Genomic DNA, 23425 nt, shown 5'->3' with positions numbered 1-23425 from the left:
GTAAGAGAGTTTATACTTTCTTACTTGCTCAAAAAACCCTTTTCTCCTGGCAGGAAAAAAGGGTTGATAAATGCGTAATTATACTAACTTCCGCTCCCTTTTCAGCCTCACAGGACTAATATTTAAAGGTCATCTATTCATTGAGTTCATTATTACAAAGAATACCCCTGCTGTCAATACATTTTTTCAATCGTGTCAAGTACTTCGCGAAACACAGCTGGAGCTTCGGCTTCAAATTCCATCCATTCATCTGTCCTCGGATGAACAAAACCAATCGATTTTGCATGAAGAGCCTGTCCGTCTGCATCCAATGTTTTCCTTTGTCCATACTTAGGATCACCGACAAGCGGAAAACCAATATATCTCATATGCACACGAATTTGATGGGTCCGTCCCGTCTCTAACTGACATTCAACATGGGTAAAATCTGGAAAACGCTGGATAACTGTGAAATGGGTAACTGCTGGTTTTCCATTGTCAACAATTCCCATTTTCTGCCGATCTTTAGGATCCCTTCCAATCGGTGCATCAATCATACCAGTTTCATGGGAGATTTCTCCATGAACGATGGCTTCATACTTACGCTTAATTTCCTTATTCGATAATTGCTCTGACAAATGGACATGTGTATGATCATTTTTTGCTACTAGAAGCAGTCCACTCGTATCTTTATCGATTCGATGCACGATACCAGGTCTTTCAACCCCATTAATGCCGGAAAGATCGTGGCAATGATGCATCAGTGCATTTACAAGTGTACCGCTCTGATGCCCAGCTGACGGATGGACAACCATCCCTTTTGGCTTGTTAACGACCAATAGATCACTATCCTCGTATACGATCGACAACGGAATAGCTTCGGCCTTTATATCCAACGCCTCTATTTCTGGTATGGACCACTTTATTTCGTCACCAGCTTGACATTTGTGATTTGCTTTCACTGGCTCACCATTTACCATTACATGATCTTTAGTAATCCATGTCTGAATTTGTGAACGGGACCGATCTGGGTTCACTTCAGCCAGGAGTTTATCTAACCTCATTTTATTTTGTTCTTCAGTTACCTCATGATTAAAAAAAGTCATTTTTTGGGCTTTTCCTTTCTTTGTTTCATTTCATCGATTATTGTTGCGATTATCACCACAATAACGCCAATTGTGAGGGCAGAATCTGCCACATTAAAGATTGGAAAATTATAATTGAAAATAATAAAATCTGCAAAATCCACCACTTCCTGACGAAATACACGGTCAATGAAATTACCGATTGCACCACCAAGTATGAAACTCAATCCTACAGCAAGCAGTCTATCGTTTTTCGCATATTTTTGCATGTAATAAATAATCCCGATTACAACAATGACAGTAATAATATAGAAAAACATCATTTGACCCTCAAGGATTCCCCAGGCTGCACCTGTATTTCGGTGTGACGTGAGATAAAAAAAGTTTTCAATGATGGTTATTTGCTCACCAAGCTCCATTTCTTTGACAACAACCCACTTTGTGAGCTGATCGAAACCAATCACAATCAACGCAATTATATAATACCAGCGCATCTCCGTATCCCCCGATTCCATTTCTAAGTCCTTATTATCTTATACTTTAACAACCTTATTTTCAAGAACAAAATCGCAAGCGCCCGTTTAGGGACATACGGACTGCGCCCCGTACTGTGGGGTGGTTCGACTTTTCGAACATTCCTACGTAGGAGATAAAGGAAACACGGCGACCGAAGGAAGCCGATGTTGACTTATCGTACGGAGGTGAAGGAAGTCTCGCTAGTCCGTGGGCGCTGTAGCTGGACGTGGCTGTTTATGTGAAAAAGTTAATTGCTGGCCAAAATTATATACTTTTTTATCTTGGAACAAAAGCGTTGGGAACCTGCCTCAAGCTTATTTATAAGCAAGAGACCTGTAAGTGTTATCCGGTATATAAAGCAAACCAATCTTTTCTCTCATCAAAATATCCCTCTTAAAAAAAGAGGGATATTTGCTTAAGCTGTATAGTGCTCTTTAACGACTGATGCACATCGTGTACATAATTCCGGATGATCGTGATCTTCTCCTACTGTCTCTGAAGCGACCCAGCAACGCTCACACTTTTCTCCAGGATGTTTCTCTACAAGTACATCAACATATCGATATTCTTTTGCACCGTCATTGCTTTCACTGACTGCAGCATCAGAAACAATCAGGAATTGATGCAGATGCTCCATTGAAGCCAACACTTCTTTTGTTTCCGAATCCTTAGGAACGATTGTGATTTTAGCTTCCAATGATTTACCGATTACTTTTGTATTTCTTGCTTCTTCCAGAGCTTTTAGGACGTCATCGCGGACACCCATGAAGCGATCCCATTTAGCTTCCAGGTCTTTCATGCCACCAACTTCTCGTGGCTTTGGAATATCTGTCAATTGAACACTTTCCTCTTCTGCTCCAGGGATGTACTCCCATACCTCATCCATTGTATGCGGAATGATTGGAGTCAGCAATTTAACCAGTGTTGTCAGGATTTCATAATAACCAGTTTGAATGCTGCGGCGACGTTTATTGTCAGCAGCTTCAATATATAAAACATCTTTTGCGAAATCCAAGTAGAATGAACTTAGATCGACTGCACAGAAATTATGGATTTGATGGAATGTCGGTGAATACTCATATTTCTCATAGTTTTCCCGCACATCTGAAACCACTTGCTGCAGACGATGAAGCATGTAACGATCCACTTCTTCCAGCTCATGATCTGGAACGATATCTGTAGCTGGATTAAAGTCAGACAAGTTAGCCAATAGGAAGCGGAACGTGTTTCGGATCTTCCGGTATGCTTCAGAAGTCTGCTTCAGAATATCATCCGAAATTCGCACATCTGCCTGATAATCCACGCTTGCTACCCACAAACGCAGGATATCTGCTCCTAGTTGCTTTTGCACTTTGGAAGGGACAATAACATTACCAAGTGACTTACTCATCTTTCTGCCATTCCCATCGAGTACGAAGCCGTGACTGATAATTGTTTTGTAAGGTGCTTTGCCGGTTACCGCTACAGAAGTTGACAGGGAAGAGTTAAACCACCCTCTGTATTGGTCACTGCCTTCCAGATAAATATCCGCTGGTCTTCTATGGTCTTCGCGATTCATCAGAACCCCTTCATGGGAAGAACCGGAATCAAACCATACATCCATGATATCTGTCTCCTTGGTGAAAGTTCCATTTGGACTATGCTCAGAAGTAAATCCTTCAGGAAGCAGATCTTTCGCTTCTTTTTCAAACCAGATATTTGATCCATGCTCTCTAAACAAATCAGAAACATGGTTTACTGTTTCATCTGTAATGATTGGTGTACCATCTTCACCGTAGAATACCGGGATTGGAACCCCCCATGCCCGCTGACGGGAAATACACCAGTCTTCTCGGTCACGGACCATGTTGTAAAGTCTTGTTTCACCCCAGTTTGGATACCAGTTAACCTGTTTGATTTCATCAAGAATGTCCTGGCGGAAGTCCTTGATGGATGCAAACCATTGTGCAGTGGCACGGAAAATAGTCGGCTTTTTCGTACGCCAGTCATGTGGGTAAGAGTGAGTGATAAAGCTCATTTTCAATAATGCACCGGCTTCTTCCAATTTCTCCGTAACTAACTTGTTTGCAGTGTCATAGAAAACACCTTCAAATCCAGGAGCCTCATCAGTAAATACACCTTTATCATCTACTGGACAAAAAGCATCAATACCGTATCGTTTTGATACATAGAAGTCATCTTCCCCGTGTCCAGGTGCTGTATGCACGCAACCGGTACCTGCATCAGTTGTAACATGATCACCAAGCATAACGAGGGATTCACGATCATAGAATGGGTGTTTGGCGACTATACGATCCGCTTCCTGCCCTTTGAACGTTTTAACAACATTTACATTTTCCCAGCCAAGTTCTTCGGTAACAGCCTCAAGTAGTGCATGTGCGAGAACGTATTTTTCCCCATTTGTTTCCACAACTACATATTTGAGTTCCGGATGGAGGCTGATTCCAAGGTTAGCTGGAATTGTCCATGGAGTTGTTGTCCAGATGATGAATTTTTCTCCGCCATCAAGTAAGTCTTTGCCATCTGTAACTTCAAAAGCTACATAGATGGATGCAGAGCGTTTATCCTGATATTCAATCTCTGCTTCAGCAAGTGCTGATTCCGATGATGGAGACCAGTAAACAGGTTTTAAGCCTTTATAGATATAGCCTTTTTTCGCCATTTCTCCAAATACTCTTATTTGAGCTGCTTCATAGTCCTTTGTCAATGTGATGTACGGATTATCCCAGTCACCACGGACACCAAGCTGTCTGAACTGTGTACGCTGGCTGTCCACTTGTCCCAATGCATATTCTGCACAAAGCTGTCTGAATTCAGCTACACTCATCTCTTTACGTTTTACTTTTTTGTTTTTTGTCAGTGCCGTCTCAATTGGCAGACCATGTGTATCCCATCCAGGAACATATGGTGCATGATAGCCTGACATGGATTTATATCGGACAATGAAATCTTTCAGGATTTTATTAAGCGCATGCCCAATATGAAGGTCCCCATTTGCGTATGGAGGTCCATCGTGCAAAACGAATAATGGTCTTCCCTTTGTTCGTTCCAAGCTTTTTTCGTACATATTTAGCTCGTCCCAATGTTCCTGCCTTTTCGGTTCTTTATTTGGCAAATTTCCGCGCATTGGAAATTCAGTTTTTGGCATAAGCAATGTTTCTTTATAATCCATTTGCAGTTCCTCCTTAAAAATATGAGCTAAAAATTAGTTTGGCCTTCCGGGAGATTCTATTTTACAGACAGATCTCCTTTTTTTGAGTATAGAAAAAGTCTTCTTATCCCAAAAGGGACGAGAAGACTCGCGGTACCACCCTTATAAATTTAAAATGATCATTTTAAATTCACTCGAAATCCATAACGGGGATAACCGTCCATCATTACTGGCTTCATAATGGATACTCCAGAGTGATTTTCTAAAAGCCTGCTGTACCGGACTCCCACCATTTTCCAGCTCGCTGATCAGCAGTTTCTTTTATACTTTCTCTGTCAATGTATTTGTTAATTATTATAATGACCTTTATCTGTATGAATTATATGTAAAATTCCTGTAAACGTCAAGGTCTAAGATTCGTTTTCGACTAGCTCCAGCTCTTCGCCCATCTCTGTATCGAACAATTCTTCCCAATCGTCAGTTCCCAGCATTTCCATCTGAGCCTGCACAAGCATTCTTAATCTCGTACGGAAAACTTTAGCCTGTTTTTTCAGCTCTTCTACATCCATGGAGATTCTGCGGGATTTACTTAATGCTTCATTGATGATTCGATCCGCATTTTTTTCAGCTTCTTTAATAATCAATTTGGATTCCTTCGTCGCATTACCTTTTAATTCCTCAGCTGTTTCCTGAGCAACAAGAATAGACTTGTTCAGTGTTTCTTCAATATTTGTAAAGTGACCAAGTCGTTCATTCAACTGGGATACTTTTTCACTTAGTTCCTTCTTTTCTCTAATTACCAGTTCATAATCTTTGATAACCTGATCCAAAAAATCGTTTACCTCATCTTCGTCATATCCTCTGAAGCCTCTTGTAAATTCTTTGTTATGAATGTCCAGTGGTGTTAATGGCACAGCGGCCACCTCCTTAAGGGATTTATACATGATTTCACTATAATTTTAAAATTGTTATTTAAAACATATTCGACAAAAAAATGGTGATTCCTGCATATTACTTTTATTTTAACGTTGCAACACTTATTTTCACTTTATCTTTTTTCGACAGCCCTCTTATCTCAGTCAGCTTGCTTCTTCCTTTGCCACGTACGGAAATCAAATCACCCTCCCGCAGCTGGAATTTGCTGTCATCAACAACTTTATAGTTTACTTTCACCTGCTGTTTCTGAATGAAAGAAGAAGCATCTTTTCTGGAGATATTGTAGATTTCTTTTATTATTGCATCAAGTCTTAATGATGACACCGTTGCATCCATTTCCATCCATTTTTCTTTGTTTTGCTTGAGAGAGGAAAAAGGCTTCTCCTCGAACAGGACGTTCGCTTTCTTTATCGATGTCAAATTCGCTGTAATATAAGCAGCAATTTCATCAGCAAGGACAATTTGGATTAACCCATTACCGGTACTGATATCACCAAGCTTTTTGCGCTTAACCCCCAGTGACAAAAACGAGCCCATTACATCCCTGTGTTCAATCGTCATAAACTTATTCTGGTATGCTGCTTCCAGCAGTTTAAGCTGAAACATTTCATCGGTTACCTCTTCATAAAATGGGGCAATTATCATCCGCTTTCTTTCTGATTCTGTACTGCCGCCATGTTTATAAAGTTTTAATTCTTCATGACTGGTCCCAATCAGCATGTCAACGATTTGCTGTTCCCGCGGATCAAGAAAATCGGTTAATTTTGGCTGATATGTCAGCTCGACCTGATCCATCCAGGACAAAACCTGATCAATAAACGGCTGTTCTTCTTTTCTGAAGTGCTGATATATATCCATCAATCATTCTTCCTTTAAAATAAAAACATCCTGAAAAATTCGAGCAGACCGGCCCTTGCCAAATGCAAGACAAGAATGGCAACGATTGGTGATAAATCAATCATGCCCAGAGGCGGGATAAATTTACGAAACTGCTCCAAATAGGGCTCACAAATCTTTGTTAAAAACTGACCGAATGAGGACTCGCGAGCCCCCGGAAACCATGACATGAAAATGTATACGATAAGTGCATAGCCATAAAAGACCAATGCATAATGTATTACTGTATATAATTCAACCATTTACTGCTACCATCCTTTTTCAAATTCATCCTGTTCTGTAATCAGTTCCGAAATAGTCCCGGAAACTTCCACATTATCAGGTGTACATAAAAATGTTTCTGCACCAAGCTTTTGAATGTCTCCATTCACGGAATAAACTGTGCCGCTTAGGAAATCGACAATTCTCTTGGCCTGCTGATGTTCAACACGCTGGAGATTAATTACGACAGCACGTCTATTTACGATATTATCGGCTATTTCCTGAGCTTCATTATAGTTTCGTGGTTCACACAAAACCACCTTGGATGAAGACGATTGTACACTTGCCAAATTAACAACATTTTGCGATTTTCTTTTCACCGGTGCTTTATTTTCAGGTGCGGCCTCTTCTTCAACATATTCATACTCATATTCGTCATCCATGGTGAAGTAATTTTTAATTTTATTTTTTATGCTCATTTTATCACCTCTTCATTTAATTTCGTAATTAGCTGCCAACCAGCTTGGAACCAATCCGAATGTGTGTTGCTCCCTCCTCAATTGCAATATCATAATCATTGCTCATTCCCATTGACAAATACTCACACGGGGCGTGACTCCACCCTTTCTCTCTGACACTGTCTCTGAGAGCTGCCAACTTCCTGAATACTTTCCTGATTTGCTCTGGATCATCGATATGAGGGGCCATAGTCATTAATCCGATTACTCGGATATGATCGTACATTTCAATCTTTTCAATGAAAGGGATTACTTCCTCTGGTTCCATTCCATGCTTGGAATCTTCACCGCTCACATTTACCTGTACAAAACAATCAACAGGTCCTGTCGCACGCTTATTAATCTCTTTGGCAAGGGATATTCTGTCCAGTGAATGAAGTACATCAATTTTATCAATAACTTCTTTTACTTTTCTTGACTGCAATGTCCCTATGAAATGCCATTTTGCCTGTTCCCCAAAATGGTTGTACTTTTCAAGAAAGCCTTCACTACGATTTTCGCCAAGATTTTTAATTCCTGCGTCGATAGCTTCCTTTGTTCGTTCTATTGTAACATATTTTGTAACCCCGATTACCTTGATATCTTCCGGATTGCGACCGCTTCTAGCACAAGCCTGTCCAATTTTTTTCTGAATGATTTCCAGATTTACTGCGACTTCCATAATCTTTACTATTCCTCCATTATATTCTCATGCTTGAAATCCAATATAACCCAACATTCTCCCTGTTTTGCCATGATCTCTTCTGTGCGAGAAAAACAAGTTCTCATCACGATAGGTGCAAAAATTTGTTACCTCTATATTATGACGTAATACACCAGATTGTAAAAGGATTTCTACATTTAACTGCTTTAAATCTAATAAATAATGGTTTTCCTTTGATGGTGTGACCGTTTTTTCTCTTTCTGATCCTTGAATGGAGCGAATAACCCGATCATCTACCTCATAATTTTCCTTTGCAATGGAAGGGCCGATGGCAACGAGAAGATTCTCGGGTTCCACGCCCTTTTCTTTTAATGCATCCACCATCTTTTCAGCAATTCGACCAACTGTCCCTTGCCACCCAGCATGGGCAATCCCAATATATTCAGTGACCGGGTCAAAGAAATATAAAGGAACACAGTCTGCAAAAAAAGCAGTGCAAAGAATTCCTTTTCTGTCAGTAATTATTCCATCTGTCCCTTGTATTGAAGTTTGATAGGAATCAGATCCACTGCCTTTATCGATCTCTGTGATTTCCTTTATGCGTGTTTGATGGACCTGCTGGCCTGAGACCCAATTTTCCAAAGGAAAAGACAATTTCTTGGACAATAGCTCTCTATTTGTTAGTATATCCGACTGACTATCGGGAACATGAAGTCCTAAATTAAAGGTGTTATATGGCTCGCTGCTTACCCCTCCATTTCTTGTTGTAAAACCCGCAACAAGTTGTGGATGGTGCTTTTGCCATTTCTCAATATGTAAATAAGACTCCTCATTTCCTTTGAAAGCTTCATTCATTAGTACAATTCCTCCTGAAAATAGACTTGTCTTATTTTATCATATTTTGCTAATAAATTAAGCAGGAGATTGAATTATGCTTTTCCATATAAATCCGGAACCTGAACATCTTTTACAAGAATAACATCGGAACCTATTCTGACAATCTGATCCCAAGAGATCAGCAGTTCATCAGCTTTGGCAAACATACCGTTTTTCTTATCTTTTGACACGACCACAATAGCGAGAATTTTACCTGAGCTGCCGTCAATTTCCAAATCGGAAATATGCCCCAGCCTTCTCCCGTCATCAATTACAATAATCTCTTTAACCTGTAATTCAGATAACTTTATCATTTCCCTCACCTGCCTTCATTTTAAATATATGCGGACAAAGAAGATTATTTCGTTAAACCGTATAAAAAACCAGAAAAAAACAGTTTGGGAACTGTTCTTTCTGGTTTCAGTTAAAAGTCTTATCCAATTGTATCGGTTAATCACGTAACACCTATTCAAACATTTGCTTGTTCATTTGACTTATTGCTGCCTTTTCGAGACGGGATACTTGTGCTTGAGAGATCCCAATTTCATCAGCAACTTCCATCTGGGTTTTTCCTTGAAAGAAACGCTTGTTCAATATCATCTTTTCTCTTGCATTAAGTTGATGCATTCCCTCTTTAAGGGAAAGTTTATCTACCCAGGTAGAATCCTTATCCTTATCATCACTAATTTGATCCATTACAAAAATCGGGTCTCCCCCATCATTATAAATTGGCTCGAATAAAGATACAGGGTCCTGAATTGCATCAAGTGCGAACACGATATCGGAATGGGGGATGCCCATTTCCTCCGCAATTTCTGCTGGTGTAGGTTCTTTGGAAGTTTTACTGATTAATTTTTCTCTTACTTGTAATGCTTTATAGGCAATGTCACGTAAAGATCTTGAAACACGTATCGGATTGTTGTCACGAAGATATCTTCTGATTTCTCCTATAATCATTGGAACAGCATACGTGGAGAATCTAACATTATGGGATAAATCAAAGTTATCGATTGATTTCATTAATCCAATACAGCCAACCTGAAACAAATCATCCACATATTCTCCCCGGTTATTAAATCTTTGGATTACACTTAATACAAGTCTTAAATTACCATTTACAAGCTCTTCACGTGCAGATATATCGTTCTCCTGCTGCATTCTTATAAACAGTTTTTTCATTTCATCATTTTTAAGTACAGGCAGTTTTGATGTATCAACACCACATATCTCAACTTTATGTCTAGTCATTCTGTCAACCCTCCCAGTCGGTGATGCTGTTCAAGGACAGTATCTCCTCACGGAAAGGTTTTTATGCACTTGCAAAAATTGAAACACGGGTCGAAAACTGCATAAATCCTTATGAAATATAGCTATACCATTTTATTAAATTCTTTTTTAAGCCTTCGGATAATTTTCTTCTCCAGTCGTGAAATATATGACTGAGAAATTCCAAGCATATCTGCAACATCCTTTTGTGTTTTCTCTTCCTCACCGATAAGCCCAAAACGCAGCTCCATGATCTGTTTTTCCCTGGCATTCAACTTTTCCAATGCACTCTTCAGTAATGTCTTATCCACAGTAGACTCCAGGTTTTTTGTGATTATATCTTCTTCCGTCCCGAGCACATCGGATAAAAGTAATTCGTTTCCATCCCAATCAATATTCAGTGGCTCGTCGAAGGATATTTCTGATTTCAGTTTATTGTTTCTCCGCAAGTACATTAGAATTTCATTTTCAATACATCTGGAGGCATATGTAGCAAGTTTAATTTTCTTTTCTGGGTTGAACGTATTGACTGCCTTGATTAATCCTATTGTCCCTATACTGATCAAATCCTCGATATTAATTCCTGTATTTTCAAATTTACGGGCAATATATACAACGAGCCTAAGGTTTCGCTCGATCAGCATGGCCCTTGCTGCTTTGTCTCCCTTTGGCAATAATATGAGCAGTTCCATTTCTTCCTGCTTTGATAATGGTGGTGGAAGTGCCTCACTACCACCAATATAATATATTTCAGAAGATTTAATTCCTAATTTGATTAATAATTTATACCAATTCAGTTTCAGCTTCATTTTCCATAGATTCACACTAATCCACTCCTTATGCAGTTTGTATGGTTGCTAGTTTCATAATTTGCGGGTGCAGCAAACAATGATAGCTGCCATCCTTTATTAATGTCCCAAATTGAATGCCGACTAAAACATTTGTGGACATAAGATTGTTGTTATCATACTTTATCAATATCTGATCAGGCCTGATAGCAAGTAAGAACATGCTTCTTCCTTCCACCCCATGATAGGGAATGACCTGAATTTTACTATCCCATTCTTTAGGAATTCGATCGAGATCCAATCGATCATTTGCTTCTTTTAGCTGTTCCCATTCATCATCTGAAAACCAATTTTTTAAAAATGTTTCATCACAAATCACTACTGGTTTTTTGGTGAGTGGATCAATTAGTTGATTACCGCTATCAATATAGCCCATCGTTGAAAATGAGCTGCTTTTGATCTGTATATTAACTTCACATAACTGGTCGTATCTTATCTTTTCGCTTGCATGCTCGTCCATTCGGTGTTTGGTAAAGTACCATACAATTGGAAATCCAATAATTATGAACAGCCAGCTGATCGGATCGCCATAACCCCTGTTAAAAGTTAATATTCCGTTTTCAGTAACCGCTACTGGATTTGCAAGTAAAAAATATATTGCTGTTAATCCACCTCCAATTGCAAATGAAGTAAAATAAAATAATAATAATAATTTCATATACCGGTAAATCCCAGTAAAACCGAACGCACACAAAATAATCAATGCGGAATACAAAATTTTCCCTAGTAATCCATTAACAAAAGAACCAGGAAAAAATAATGTAAGCGGTACAATCAAAGAAGCGATAAATGCACCGAACAGCAATCGTATTTTCCCTGCATTATCCCTTGCCAAAGCCTTTGTCAGCATTAAGAGCATCAAATCGAGAAAAAAGTTCAATGCCAATACGGCATCAAGGTAAATAGTCAATGTTTCTCTTCCTTCCCTCTAATCAATACGGAGTTTAAGCTTTCAGAGATTTATGTTTTTTTATTATGGAATTACTGAAAAGTATAGATGACTATCCAAGCAAAGTCTGTCACTTCTTGTATGCATAATAAAGCTAATTTTAACTATTTCTCGAAAACATTGTCGGTAACTTTCAGAAATAATTCAGCTGGTTTATTACGCGGTTATAAGCACAATACCGAAATAACAAGTGCCTTTTCGGTTCCAGTCCGAAGTGCTATCAATCAGCAATGTTTCTGGTTTAAGAAGCCATTCCATCAAACTTTCCAGCGCTGAAAGCTCTGGAAAGTTTGATGGTAATACAATAAGAATAAGAGGTGGATTTTGTCGAAGTAACCCTGAAAAAAAGTGAGGCTGCACCCCGGTATTTCATTCAGGGCACAACATCACTTTTTTAAGGAATTAGAAAGTATGTTATTGTGAGAGCTATTAATTCTTACACATAAATAGCCATGTCTGCTCGGTTCCTAAACACGCATGAATAAGCAATGGACATTCCAATCGCGAAAATCATGCGCTTTTTGTTCAGCTAATATTTCTACCAATCTTCTTCCTTCTCTTCCAATTTATTGTATTCTGTCCCCTCCTTTTTGAGAGAGCGAAAGATGGCTGCCATCATTATAAGTATGATTATGCCAAATGGAAGTGCTGTAATTGTAGCAATTGCCTGAAGCCCTTCCAGCCCCCCGCTCAGTAACAGTACAGTTGCAATTGACGAAATAAGCAACCCCCAGATTACAAGAATTTTATTCCGAGGATTCAGATCGCCGGAGGAGGAAAAGACGCCAAGAACATAAGTAGCAGAATTAGCTGAAGTTATAAAAAAGATCCCAATCAGAATCAGGGATGTGATGTTTAACAGTATACCTAAGGGCAACTGATCCAGAACCTGGAACAGACCCACTTCAGGTGTCTCATTAATTTCGGAAGCAAAATCAGCCTGCCCTGTAAGCTCCATATGAATTCCGGTTCCACCAAACACGACGAACCAGAAGATCGTTACAAGGGTTGGAACGATAAGAACACCCATCATAAATTCTCCAAGTGTACGCCCCTTCGAAACTCTTGCAATAAACGTACCAACAAACGGACTCCACGAAATAATCCAGGCCCAATAAAAAAGGGTCCATGTACTCATCCACTCATTTTCAGCCATATAGGGAGTTGTGTTAAAGGATAACTCAAAAAAACCGGCTCCATATTGTCCAATTGTTTTAAAAATATGTTCAATCAAAAAAACGGTTGGACCAAGAATGAGGACGATTATCAGAAGAGCCCCAGCAATACCGAGATTTGATATACTAAGATATTTCATTCCTTTGTCCAGGCCGGAAATGACAGAAAGAAGAAAAATAACTGTAACTGTAATAAGGATTATCAGCTGTGTAGTCGTATTATTCGGTAAACCGAAAACTTCCGACAATCCGCTGCCAACCTGCATTGTACTTAGCCCAAAAGAAGTAGCGATTCCCACAGTTGTTGCCACAATAGCTGCAATATCAATTAGCTTACCAGGCCAATTATGAATACGGTCACCAATCAATGGATAAAACGTGGAACTGACTAAACCCGGGAGGTTTTTACGAAACTTTGCAAAAGCAATACCCAACGCTACTATTGCATAAATCGCCCATGGGTGTATACCCCAGTGAAAAACGCTGAGAACTAAACCTTTCTCAGCTGCTTCCTGACTTTCTGCTTTTATTCCGCCTGGCGGATCGGCGAAATGGGATAAAGGTTCTCCGATTCCCCAAAAGACAAGCCCAACACCCATTCCTGCAGCAAAAAGCATTCCAATCCAAGCGAAGTAGGAATACTCTGGTTTGGAATCTCTTTCCCCAAGCTTCATATGGCGGTATGGACCAATACCAAGATAAAGACAAAATACTATAAATAATACTGTTGCCAGCACATAAAACCATCCTACATTTTGAGTAATCAAATCCATAAATGCCGTCGTAGTCTTATTCATGAAATCTGGAGAAACAATTCCCCATATAACAATGCTGAAAATGATTATAGCTGAAACAATAAATACAATATGTGACCTGAAACTTTCCAAGAGAGATTTCATTTTGTCTGATTCACCACACCTTCAAATACATTTAAAACGATAGGAAGCTTCCACACAGTAATTTCCTACCACGTCTTAGCAAGCATTAAACATAGTGCAGCTTGCTGAATCAGAACGGTTTTTGGTATAGGTATAGGCTGTTTCCTAAAAGAATTAAAAATTCATATTCGTGGAACAAAAGCGCAAGCGCCTTGATCACCCACGACAAGCTGGAGCTGGCCGATCAAAAGCGGAGGTGACTATTCAGAAAACGCATGCATAAGCAAGGGACTGGAAAGCGCATGGTTTTGGCGCTTGGAATGTCCCTTGCTTATGACAGGAGTTTCTAGGAACCGGAGCTGGACGTGGCTGTTTATGTGTAAGAATTAATTGCTGCCAAAATTTATACTTTCTTTACTTGCCATCGAAAAAACTCTCATCAGTCTGATGAGAGTTTTTTTACTTCGCAGTAAAGATTCTATATAGAGAAGAATAAGTTCCTTGATATAAAAAGTTAATCAAAATATGAATGGCTTCTGACTAGAACTTTTACAATTAAATAAGTAAAAAGGTTGCCCCAAAAGAGAGTATCCCCCCTCATTTTGAGACAACCTTATCAATACGGTTTTCTTAAGCTAATTAGGATCTGTTTCGGTTACGGTTCCTCAAGAAAGTAGGAATATCCAACTCATCATCCTCTTGTCTGACCCGAGGCTGTGGTTGCTGTTGTTCACGTTGAGCAGGCTCCTCGGTTGCTTTTGCAGCAGCGTGCTGATTATGGCTAATCATCGGTCGATGCTGTTTTTGCTTGGGTTCTGCTTTTTGTACGGATTCATCAAATCCTGTTGCAATAACAGTGACAACAATCTCATCATTCAGATTCTCGTTAATAACCGATCCAAAAATGACATTTACTTCTTTATCGGCAGCTGAAGTTACAAGATCAGCCGCTTCCTGAACTTCATAAAGGCTCAGATTTGCACCACCAGTGATGTTCATTAAGATTCCATGCGCACCATCAATAGAGGTCTCAAGCAATGGGGAAGAAATTGCCTTTTTGGCAGCCTCTGTTGCGCGAGTTTCACCAGTCGCAATTCCAATACCCATTAATGCAGAGCCTTTATCATACATAATTGTTTTAACATCAGCGAAGTCCACATTAATCAGACCAGGTTTGGCAATCAAATCAGATATACCCTGTACACCTTGTCTAAGTACATTATCAGCTTCTCGGAATGCTTCAAGCATTGGAGTGTTTTTATCGACAATTTCCAGCAATCTGTCATTAGGGATAACAATCAGTGTATCAACACTGCCTTTTAGTGTATCGATACCAGTAATTGCCTGTGTGGATCGCCTTCTTCCTTCAAAAGAAAATGGACGTGTCACGACACCGACAGTTAAAGCTCCTAAATCCTTAGCAACCTGAGCAATAACAGGTGCTGCACCAGTCCCGGTACCTCCACCCATTCCTGCAGTTACAAAGACCATATCCGCACCTTTTAGAACTTCTTCCAATTGTTCTTTGCTTTCTTCCGCAGCTTTTTTCCCCACTTCAGGATTGGCACCTGCACCTAAACCACGTGTCAATTTTCCGCCAATCTGAATTTTTGCCTCCGCTTTAGATAAATTTAATGCTTGGGCATCTGTGTTTACTGCGATAAATTCAACGCCTTCCACCCCGTGCTCAATCATTCGGTTTACAGCATTGTTACCGCCGCCGCCGACACCGATAACTTTAATTGTAGCTAATTCCTCCATATTTGTATCAAAATCCAACATATATCTTTCCTCCTAATATGCAAATTACAAGAAATCCGGAAACTATTTATTTAAAGACAATTTTTCGTAACTCTTTTTAATCAAAGAAATACTTAAACAAATTAGCAAAACCAGAGTCTTTTTTCTTCGTTTCTTTCATCTCGCTCTTTTCTTTTGTTTGTTTCATTTGTCTTTTCGGTTTCATTTCGTTCGTATTCAACGCTACAGAAGGGAATAATTCTTTCCCTTGGATTTTCGCATTACGATAAGCAAACTGCAATATCCCAACTCCTGCTGTGAATTGGGGTACTCTTACACCTATGTAATCCGGGATGGCTACGCGCACGTTCGAGCGAAAGAGATCCTGTGCAAGTTCAAGGCTTCCTGGCATTGAGATTGTACCACCAGTCAGTACATACCCTCCAGGCAGTTCATGATAACCCATTTTTCTTATTTCTCTTTCGACATATGCGTAGACTTCTTCCAATCTTGCTTCAATCATATCAGAAATCTGCAACTGGTTATAGGGCTGTTTTTTATTGCTCCCTATAGTGGATACTTCGAAGGTTTCCTCTTCCCGGGCATCATCATAAAATGCATGGCCATAGTTTAGTTTTACATCTTCTGCTTCTTCAGTTGATGTCCTCAATCCAATCGACAAGTCCTTTGTAATATTATCTCCACCCAAGCTTATAACACTTGTCGTAACAAGATGGTCATTTTCAAAGATAGAAACAGTTGTACAGCCACCGCCGACATCGATAAGCGCAACACCCATATTTTTTTCATCAGTAGACAACGCGCTTGTGCCTGTTGCAAGGGGTTGAAGGCAAATGTCAGAAACCTGCAGATTTGCACGTTCCACACATTTTAGAATGTTATGTAATACGGTTTTCGAACATGTAATGATGGTTCCTTCCATTTCCAACCGGACCCCGATCATTCCTCGCGGATCGGTTATTTCATCCAACCCATCAACGATAAACTGTTTGGGGATGACGTCAATGATCTCACGTTCTGGAGGAATGGAAATCACCTGTGCACCTTCAATTACCCTAGTAACATCCTCATCTCCAATTTCCCTGTTTTCACTTTGAACTGCAACGACTCCATGACAGGGCTGTAATTGAATATGATTCCCGTTGATTCCAACGACAACCCTTTCAATTTGCATTCCTACCATGCGTTCTGCCTGTTCAACTGCACTCCTGATGGAATGCACAGTCTGGTCAATGTCAACAATTGCACCTTTTTTCATGCCGTTTGACTTGGCAGTTCCAACTCCAATAATATTCAATGAATCATTTAAAACTTCTCCAATGATAACTTTTATTGTCGTCGTACCTATATCAAGACTTACTAATATTTCGCTATTGTTCAATGAAAGGCACCTCCAAATTAAGAAACATTTCAATTTCTTAATTATGTTTCTATAATACTACTTTTTTGTTTATTGTATAATCTATTATTTTAAAGGAAATCAGTAAAAAAATAAAATATATATATGTTATTCAACATAGAATATCAATATACCTTTTCATTTTTATAAAAAAATGAATTCCTTATTATACTGTTCGCATAGAAGTTGATTTATATGACTGATTTCAATGCCCTGAATCTTCTAAATCCACTTCAACTTCGGGATCGATATCATCGTCGGTTTCTTCTTCATCGAAGGATTTAAAATAAGCTCCAACACCGATGTGGAGTATTCCTTTTTCCTCAGGGTCAAGCTGGGATACAATCGAAGGATATACTTCCATTTTTTCTGCGAAATCACGAATGGTTCCCTTAACAATATAACCATCATTCATATAAAGCAGGATATTATTTTTGTTCTCATCTGTCGGTTTCCAATGGATTTCGGAAATGATATCAAGAATGTTTTCTGGTAATTCTTCCAGCTCCATGGCCATTCTATCCAAATGATCTTTCTCATCGAAACCATAGATCAGCGGCGCATCACCACGAAAATGGTCTTGGCCCGCTTCAAGGATTTCCCCATTGGCCATAATCGGATAGTATGTCGTTTCTTCTCGTAAATACCCAATAATTTGATGTTCCGATACATTAATATTTACTGTCCATGGAAGGCTTCTTTCAACTGATACAGATTCTACCAGCGGATCTCCAACAATCAAGCTTTCAATCTCTTTTTTATTGATAGTCCAAATATTTGTTTCTGTTGTTAGCTTGCTTTGCTCAATAATGTCATCATTCGCTATATATGAATTCCCAATAACATTTATTGTTTTTATGTGGCTCAATGGTGATTGCAGATAGACAATGATTGCTATTAAAAAGAAAAAGATCGATAGATAAAATATAAGACGTCGGTTTGCTTTTTTCTTGCGGGCTTGTTTCAATTTAGGAATGCGATCCTCAATTGAAACAATATTTTTTTGGCTCATCCCCATTTCTTCCTTTTTACATTTATTAAAATAATAAACGGCAGTAGAGGAGCCGTTTCAATCTATTTACAAGAATTATATCACAAATCATATGGTAAGATGTAGTGTGCAGGTTATAGTTTATCAAGTTTTTTGCCGATAAATGAAGTGACGCTGTTTCCCGGCAATGCGAAACACGAAAATGTTCGATCAAATTTTGGAATAAGTGCTTATATTTAACAACACTCCTACCGAACATAGCGTTAATGTCAGAGAAGAACCTCCGTAGCTCAAAAAAGGTAAAGTAATACCGGTTACTGGAATAAGTCCGATGACGACACTTATGTTAATCATTGCCTGTACGGCAAGCATTGCGGAGATTCCTAAAGCTAAAAATCGTCCGAACAAATCTGGTGCTTCCAAAGAGATTTTTATCCCCCGCCATAATAGCAGGAAAAACAGGAAAATGACTGCAGTTCCGCCAAGAAACCCCAATTCCTCTCCCAGAATTGCAAAAATGAAATCTGTTTGTGGTTCAGGTAAGTAGAAATATTTTTGCAAACTATTTCCAAAGCCTAAACCCATCAAACCGCCTGGCCCAATTGCATACAACGATTGTATAATCTGGAAACCATCGCCTAACGGATCTTCCCATGGATTTAAAAAAGCCGTAATCCGATTAATTCGGTAAGGAGCAGAAGCAATTAAACCTGCAAAACCAAGGAGTCCTAATGCTGCAAGTCCGAAAAAATGTGTCAGCCTTGCGCCAGCAGAAAAAATCATAATCATACAGGTAACGACGAGGACCATTCCCGTACCAAGGTCCGGCTGCAGCATAATTAAACCAAATGCTGTAAAAATCAGCATGATACATGGAAAAAAACCCTTTTTAAATGAAGTTATATATTTCTGGTTTGCCGAAAGTATGGCTGCCAGGAAAATGATCAACCCCAGCTTCATGAACTCCGACGGTTGGATACTGAATGCCCCGACACCAATCCAACTCTGTGCCCCTCCCCTAATAAGACCAACTCCTGGGATAAGCACTAGCAATAAGAGTGCAAAACAGAAGATAAGAATCATATTGGCATACTTTTTCCAAGTATAATACGGTATTACCATAAAGAAGAACATTGCAATTACTCCTGCTCCTGCAAACAAAAGCTGTCTTTTTAAATAATAATAGGCATCGTCAAATTTGTATTCAGACCAAATATAAGAAGAACTGTATACCATGACAACTCCTGCTGCTAGCAGTGTGCATATAACAAAAAGCAAAGTCATATCCGGTTTTCTTTGCTCATTCAAAAGTTTATTAAACAAAAAAACACCCCTTTTTACCAATGTAGGATTAGGGGCGTTCGTTGTAGTGATTATGAAATTGTAATGCTGCAGATAACTTAGTTACCGTAACAGCCACATCCAGCTCCAGCGCTTAAGCGTATCGAACTCCCATCACCTCTTGAATCGATCGGTACCATCGGAGTAGTCGAGGTGCCTTTTCGCTCGGAAGCAAAAGATGTACTATGGCTGCGCTTATCCTATCTCCTGCGGCTCTGTTCTGTCGATACGTCAATCACCTGGCTTTAAGCTTTTGTACTTGCCCCTATTTTAGTTTATGCACGGCTTGTACAAAAATGTCTCCTCTTTCTTCAAACGACCGGTATTGATCCCAGCTTGCACAGGCTGGTGAGAGAAGGATTACATCATCCTCCTTAGAGACAGAATAGGCCTTTCCTACGGCCTCTTCCACATTCTCTGCCTCTACGGTTTGAATAGCAGCTTCCTCTGCCAGACGCCTCAGCTTTTCAGCAGTCTGCCCAAATACAATCATCGTTTTTACATCTTTCAAGTACGGCAATAAATCTGCAAATTCATTTCCACGGTCAAGACCTCCAGCCAATAAGATCACAGGTTGCATAAACGCGCTTAAGGCCTTTTGTGTTGCCAATATATTTGTTGCTTTGGAATCGTTATAAAATGATCGACCATTGATATTTCCAACAAACTGCAGACGATGTCTAACCCCGGCAAAAGTCGTTAATACTTTTTTGATACCTTCATTGGATGCACCATTTATTTTCCCTGCAGCCACTGCAGCAAGTATGTTTTCGAGATTATGTTCTCCTACAAGTACAATTTCTTTTCTGGAAATTACTTTTTCACCTTCAAAGTAAACATATTCTTCATCTGTCCAAGCACCTGTTTCCAGCTTCTTGCTCACTGAAAATGGGACTTGTTTCGCCTTTGCATGATGAACTGCTTGCGAAATCGAAGGGTCATCCGCATTATAGACAAGATAATCCTCTGCTGTTTGGTTCCTGAAGATATTAAACTTCGCTTGTTTGTAATTATCGATTGTTTTATGGTAATCCAAATGTGCTTCAAATATGTTCAGTAAAACGGATGTTGTTGGCTTAAATTTTTCAATTCCCTGTAACTGGAAGGAGGAGAGCTCAAGAACGAGATTTTCACCTCTTTTTAAGTCATGTACAGCTTCTGTAGCTACAACACCAATATTTCCAGCGACTTTAACAGGCTGGTCACTCTTTTTGAGCATTTCTGTTATCAGTGTTGTCGTTGTTGTTTTACCGTTAGACCCAGTAACACCAATAATCGGTCCATCTGCTAAATGAAAAGCTAGTTCAATTTCCGTAATAATGGGAATTCCCCGTGTTGATGCTTCTGCAACAATTGGATTGTCGTATGGTATCCCAGGATTTTTAACGACTATTTCTATGCCATCCAAAATAGAAATAGGATGGGAGCCAACAATGACATCGGCGCCCATCTTTTTTAAATTCATTACATTTTCATCATTCTCACTTGCCTTCATATCATTAACAATGACATTTTTCTCGTTGGCAAGCAATGTTTCTGCTGCTGCTGTTCCACTTTTCGCCAAACCGAGTACCAGTATGCTGGAATATGGGAAATCTGTAAATTTCTTCATTACAAGCCCACCTCAATATAGATGCCAAGTGCGGCGAACAAGACTCCTACAAGCCAGAATGTTGTGACTACACGCCATTCTGACCAACCAAGCAATTCATAATGGTGATGTAGAGGGCTCATTTTAAACACTCTTTTTCCTGTTGTTTTAAAAGAGATAACCTGAATGATCACTGAAAGTGTCTCAATTACGAAGACCCCACCAATAATCACGAGAAGTATCTCCATTTTCAATATAATTGAAATTGCTGCGATTGCCCCTCCAAGGGCTAATGAACCTGTGTCTCCCATGAATACCTTGGCGGGATGTGCATTGAATACAAGAAACCCTAGTAATGCACCCACTACAGCAAGCGCAAATATTGCCGCTTCGTTTTGTGGCGTACCGTACCATGCAAGAACCGCAAAAGCTCCAAATGCAATGGCTGCTGTCCCGGCCAATAACCCATCCAAGCCATCTGTCAGATTTACGGCATTTGATGCACCGACCATCATGAATATAATCAATATTGCATACGTCCAGCCAATATCCCATTGAATATCAGTACCGGGAATGCGAATTGCCGTTGAAAATTCTTGACTTCTCAGAATAAAATAAAAAACGAGTGCTATAATAATCTGACCCAGCAATTTTTGTTTCGATGTCAGTCCCAGATTCCGCTTCATGACAACTTTAATAAAGTCATCAAGGAATCCGAGCAGGCCATAGCCGAACAAAACAAATATCAAAAGCCATATTTCATAGCCTATACCTTCTCCACCAGCCCTGCTGGCCATAATCAGGGAGGTAATGATGATGCTAAAGATAATCATGATCCCGCCCATCGTAGGGGTACCAGTTTTTTTCATATGTGACTTAGGTCCTTCTTCTCTAATGCTTTGCCCAAACTTTAATCTTCTTAAAAATGGAATAAATATTGGAGATAGAAGAACGGTAATGAGAAATGCTATAGCTATTGTAATTAATAAAACAGTTATATTCACTTCGTTTCCTCCTCATACGTAACCGTCCAACTAAGATTTGGTTAATTTTCCTCTGTAAGGTTTTGTATATCTTCAATAATTGTTTCAAATTTCAATCCTCTGGAAGCCTTAAATAACAGTAATGTATCCTTTGTCAGATAAGAATGCAACGACTCAGCCAATTCTTCCTTGGATGTAAAATGAGAGCACTCAATACTGCTTTCCGTTTTATCGACTTCTTCACAAATGATTTCAGCTTTATCTCCAAACGTGAATAAAGCTGTAATCGGTGGCGTAATTGCTTCAGCAATTGACCGGTGTAACTGCTCAGCATGATCACCCAGCTCCAGTATATCACCAAGAACTAATACTTTCTGCTTGAATCCAGACAGCTGTTTAACAACTTCAATCGATGCAATCATTGAAGTTGGGGAAGCATTATATGCATCGTTGATAATGGAAGCATCATGCTTTCCTTTTATTAATTCAAACCGCATGCCTGTAAGCTCCAGGTTTTGTAAAGCATCATTGCTTGTTTCTGGAGGGATATTCAATTGTTCTCCAATTGTTAATGCAAAGGAAGCATTTTTAGCATGGTGTTTTCCCAACAGTGGAACTTTATACGTTAACTCATCTGACAGTTTGAACACTGTTTCCTTTGGAGTAATGGATACATTTGAAAGGACATTATCATTTGTTTTAAGAAAGCCATTTTTTATGATCTTTTGGGGAAACTGCAAGTTCTGAAGCAGGGCTTCGTCACCATCCACGATTAATACGCCATCTTCCTTCATACCATTCACTATTTCAAGTTTTGCCTTGGCTATTCCCTCTCTTGACCCTAAAAATTCAATATGTGATTCTCCAATATTGGTTATGATTGCATAATCCGGTCTGGCAATTTTCGATAGGAGATCGATCTCTCCGAAGTTACTCATGCCCATTTCCAGTATTAATACTTCGGTCTCTCTGTCCATTGACAAAATCGTAAGCGGCAAACCGATATGGTTATTAAAATTACCATTCGTATAATGGGTACGGTATGTTGTTTTCACTACCGTCGTAATCAAATCCTTCGTTGTCGTTTTGCCGTTTGAACCGGTGACTCCGACAACAATTGGATTTATCTCATTTCGGTAATTGGCTGCCAATTCCTGCAATGCATTTAGCGTATCAGCTACGAAGAAGATTGGAAAGTCTTCTGGGAGTGAGTCTGGGACTTTCTTGCTTTTATCCCAGATTAGTGCACCTGCACCATTCTCAACTGCCTGTTCGGAAAATTGATGACCGTCAAAATTTTCACCGACTAATGGTATAAACAAGGAATTATCCGCTTTGCTCCTACTGTCTGTGCTCACTTCATTGATCTCTTTGCTGTCCTGAACATTTCCTTGATTGTCTGTAAAGATTTCTGATAACCAATTCGTTGTAAATATCATAA

General features: G+C 39.4%; 21 protein-coding genes and 1 other annotated feature. All 21 genes read right to left on the bottom strand.

The window, feature by feature from the left end; genetic code table 11:
- Nucleotides 1-173: 173 nt before the first annotated feature.
- A complete protein-coding gene (locus A4245_RS12370) occupies nucleotides 174-1085 on the bottom strand; it encodes an RluA family pseudouridine synthase (RefSeq protein ID WP_067728340.1) in 912 nt (303 codons plus the stop codon).
- A complete protein-coding gene (gene lspA, locus A4245_RS12365) occupies nucleotides 1082-1558 on the bottom strand; it encodes a signal peptidase II (protein WP_067728338.1) in 477 nt (158 codons plus the stop codon). The genes A4245_RS12370 and lspA overlap by 4 nt, the downstream gene beginning before the upstream one ends.
- 437 nt (nucleotides 1559-1995) lie before the next feature.
- Nucleotides 1996-4752, bottom strand: coding sequence for an isoleucine--tRNA ligase (ileS, locus tag A4245_RS12360; RefSeq protein ID WP_067728336.1), 2757 nt, complete (start codon nucleotides 4750-4752; stop codon nucleotides 1996-1998).
- A gap of 110 nt (nucleotides 4753-4862) precedes the next feature.
- Nucleotides 4863-5079 (bottom strand) — a binding site (T-box leader).
- Nucleotides 5080-5141: 62 nt separating this feature from the next.
- The gene (locus tag A4245_RS12355) at nucleotides 5142-5645 is read right to left on the bottom strand and encodes a DivIVA domain-containing protein (protein WP_067728334.1); all 504 of its coding nucleotides are present in this window, start codon (nucleotides 5643-5645) and stop codon (nucleotides 5142-5144) included.
- Between the two features lie 103 nt (nucleotides 5646-5748).
- Nucleotides 5749-6525 carry a YlmH family RNA-binding protein gene (locus A4245_RS12350; protein WP_067728332.1) on the bottom strand — a complete coding sequence of 259 codons (777 nt, stop codon included), beginning with the start codon at nucleotides 6523-6525 and terminating at the stop codon, nucleotides 5749-5751.
- 14 nt (nucleotides 6526-6539) lie between these two features.
- Entirely contained in the window at nucleotides 6540-6806 is a 267-nt protein-coding gene (locus A4245_RS12345) for a YggT family protein (protein WP_067728330.1), read from the bottom strand.
- 6 nt (nucleotides 6807-6812) lie between these two features.
- Complete coding sequence (locus tag A4245_RS12340) at nucleotides 6813-7244, bottom strand: cell division protein SepF (protein ID WP_067728328.1); 432 nt, start codon at nucleotides 7242-7244, stop codon at nucleotides 6813-6815.
- Between the two features lie 28 nt (nucleotides 7245-7272).
- The gene (locus tag A4245_RS12335; RefSeq protein ID WP_067728326.1) at nucleotides 7273-7944 is read right to left on the bottom strand and encodes a YggS family pyridoxal phosphate-dependent enzyme; all 672 of its coding nucleotides are present in this window, start codon (nucleotides 7942-7944) and stop codon (nucleotides 7273-7275) included.
- Between the two features lie 27 nt (nucleotides 7945-7971).
- The gene (gene pgeF, locus A4245_RS12330) at nucleotides 7972-8781 is read right to left on the bottom strand and encodes a peptidoglycan editing factor PgeF (RefSeq protein ID WP_067728324.1); all 810 of its coding nucleotides are present in this window, start codon (nucleotides 8779-8781) and stop codon (nucleotides 7972-7974) included.
- A gap of 74 nt (nucleotides 8782-8855) precedes the next feature.
- Entirely contained in the window at nucleotides 8856-9116 is a 261-nt protein-coding gene (locus A4245_RS12325; protein ID WP_067728322.1) for a YlmC/YmxH family sporulation protein, read from the bottom strand.
- A gap of 151 nt (nucleotides 9117-9267) precedes the next feature.
- Nucleotides 9268-10050 (bottom strand): RNA polymerase sporulation sigma factor SigG, encoded by a 783-nt coding sequence (gene sigG / locus A4245_RS12320; RefSeq protein ID WP_067728320.1) that lies wholly within the window; start codon nucleotides 10048-10050, stop codon nucleotides 9268-9270.
- 122 nt (nucleotides 10051-10172) lie between these two features.
- The gene (gene sigE, locus A4245_RS12315; RefSeq protein WP_067728374.1) at nucleotides 10173-10877 is read right to left on the bottom strand and encodes an RNA polymerase sporulation sigma factor SigE; all 705 of its coding nucleotides are present in this window, start codon (nucleotides 10875-10877) and stop codon (nucleotides 10173-10175) included.
- Nucleotides 10878-10905: 28 nt separating this feature from the next.
- Complete coding sequence (gene spoIIGA / locus A4245_RS12310) at nucleotides 10906-11826, bottom strand: sigma-E processing peptidase SpoIIGA (protein ID WP_067728318.1); 921 nt, start codon at nucleotides 11824-11826, stop codon at nucleotides 10906-10908.
- 577 nt (nucleotides 11827-12403) lie between these two features.
- Complete coding sequence (locus tag A4245_RS12305; RefSeq protein ID WP_067728316.1) at nucleotides 12404-13939, bottom strand: BCCT family transporter; 1536 nt, start codon at nucleotides 13937-13939, stop codon at nucleotides 12404-12406.
- 618 nt (nucleotides 13940-14557) lie between these two features.
- On the bottom strand, nucleotides 14558-15700 hold the full coding sequence (gene ftsZ / locus A4245_RS12300) for a cell division protein FtsZ (RefSeq protein WP_067728314.1): 1143 nt from the start codon (nucleotides 15698-15700) through the stop codon (nucleotides 14558-14560).
- Nucleotides 15701-15776: 76 nt separating this feature from the next.
- Entirely contained in the window at nucleotides 15777-17060 is a 1284-nt protein-coding gene (gene ftsA / locus A4245_RS12295) for a cell division protein FtsA (protein ID WP_067728312.1), read from the bottom strand.
- Between the two features lie 223 nt (nucleotides 17061-17283).
- Complete coding sequence (locus A4245_RS12290; RefSeq protein WP_067728311.1) at nucleotides 17284-18090, bottom strand: cell division protein FtsQ/DivIB; 807 nt, start codon at nucleotides 18088-18090, stop codon at nucleotides 17284-17286.
- A gap of 189 nt (nucleotides 18091-18279) precedes the next feature.
- A complete protein-coding gene (gene spoVE, locus A4245_RS12285; RefSeq protein WP_067728372.1) occupies nucleotides 18280-19353 on the bottom strand; it encodes a stage V sporulation protein E in 1074 nt (357 codons plus the stop codon).
- Between the two features lie 322 nt (nucleotides 19354-19675).
- Nucleotides 19676-21022, bottom strand: coding sequence for a UDP-N-acetylmuramoyl-L-alanine--D-glutamate ligase (murD, locus tag A4245_RS12280; protein WP_067728309.1), 1347 nt, complete (start codon nucleotides 21020-21022; stop codon nucleotides 19676-19678).
- Nucleotides 21022-22005, bottom strand: coding sequence for a phospho-N-acetylmuramoyl-pentapeptide-transferase (gene mraY, locus A4245_RS12275; protein WP_067728307.1), 984 nt, complete (start codon nucleotides 22003-22005; stop codon nucleotides 21022-21024). Before mraY ends, murD begins: the two co-directional genes overlap by 1 nt.
- Nucleotides 22006-22046: 41 nt before the next feature.
- Nucleotides 22047-23423, bottom strand: coding sequence for a UDP-N-acetylmuramoyl-tripeptide--D-alanyl-D-alanine ligase (locus A4245_RS12270; protein ID WP_067728305.1), 1377 nt, complete (start codon nucleotides 23421-23423; stop codon nucleotides 22047-22049).
- Between the last annotated feature and the right edge of the window lie 2 nt (nucleotides 23424-23425).

Origin of the sequence: Oceanobacillus damuensis, from assembly GCF_001618145.1 — a bacterium.
Taxonomy (GTDB): domain Bacteria; phylum Bacillota; class Bacilli; order Bacillales; family Amphibacillaceae; genus Oceanobacillus; species Oceanobacillus damuensis.
Note: the sequence above shows the minus strand (reverse complement) of the source record. Positions and strands in the feature narration are given on the sequence as shown.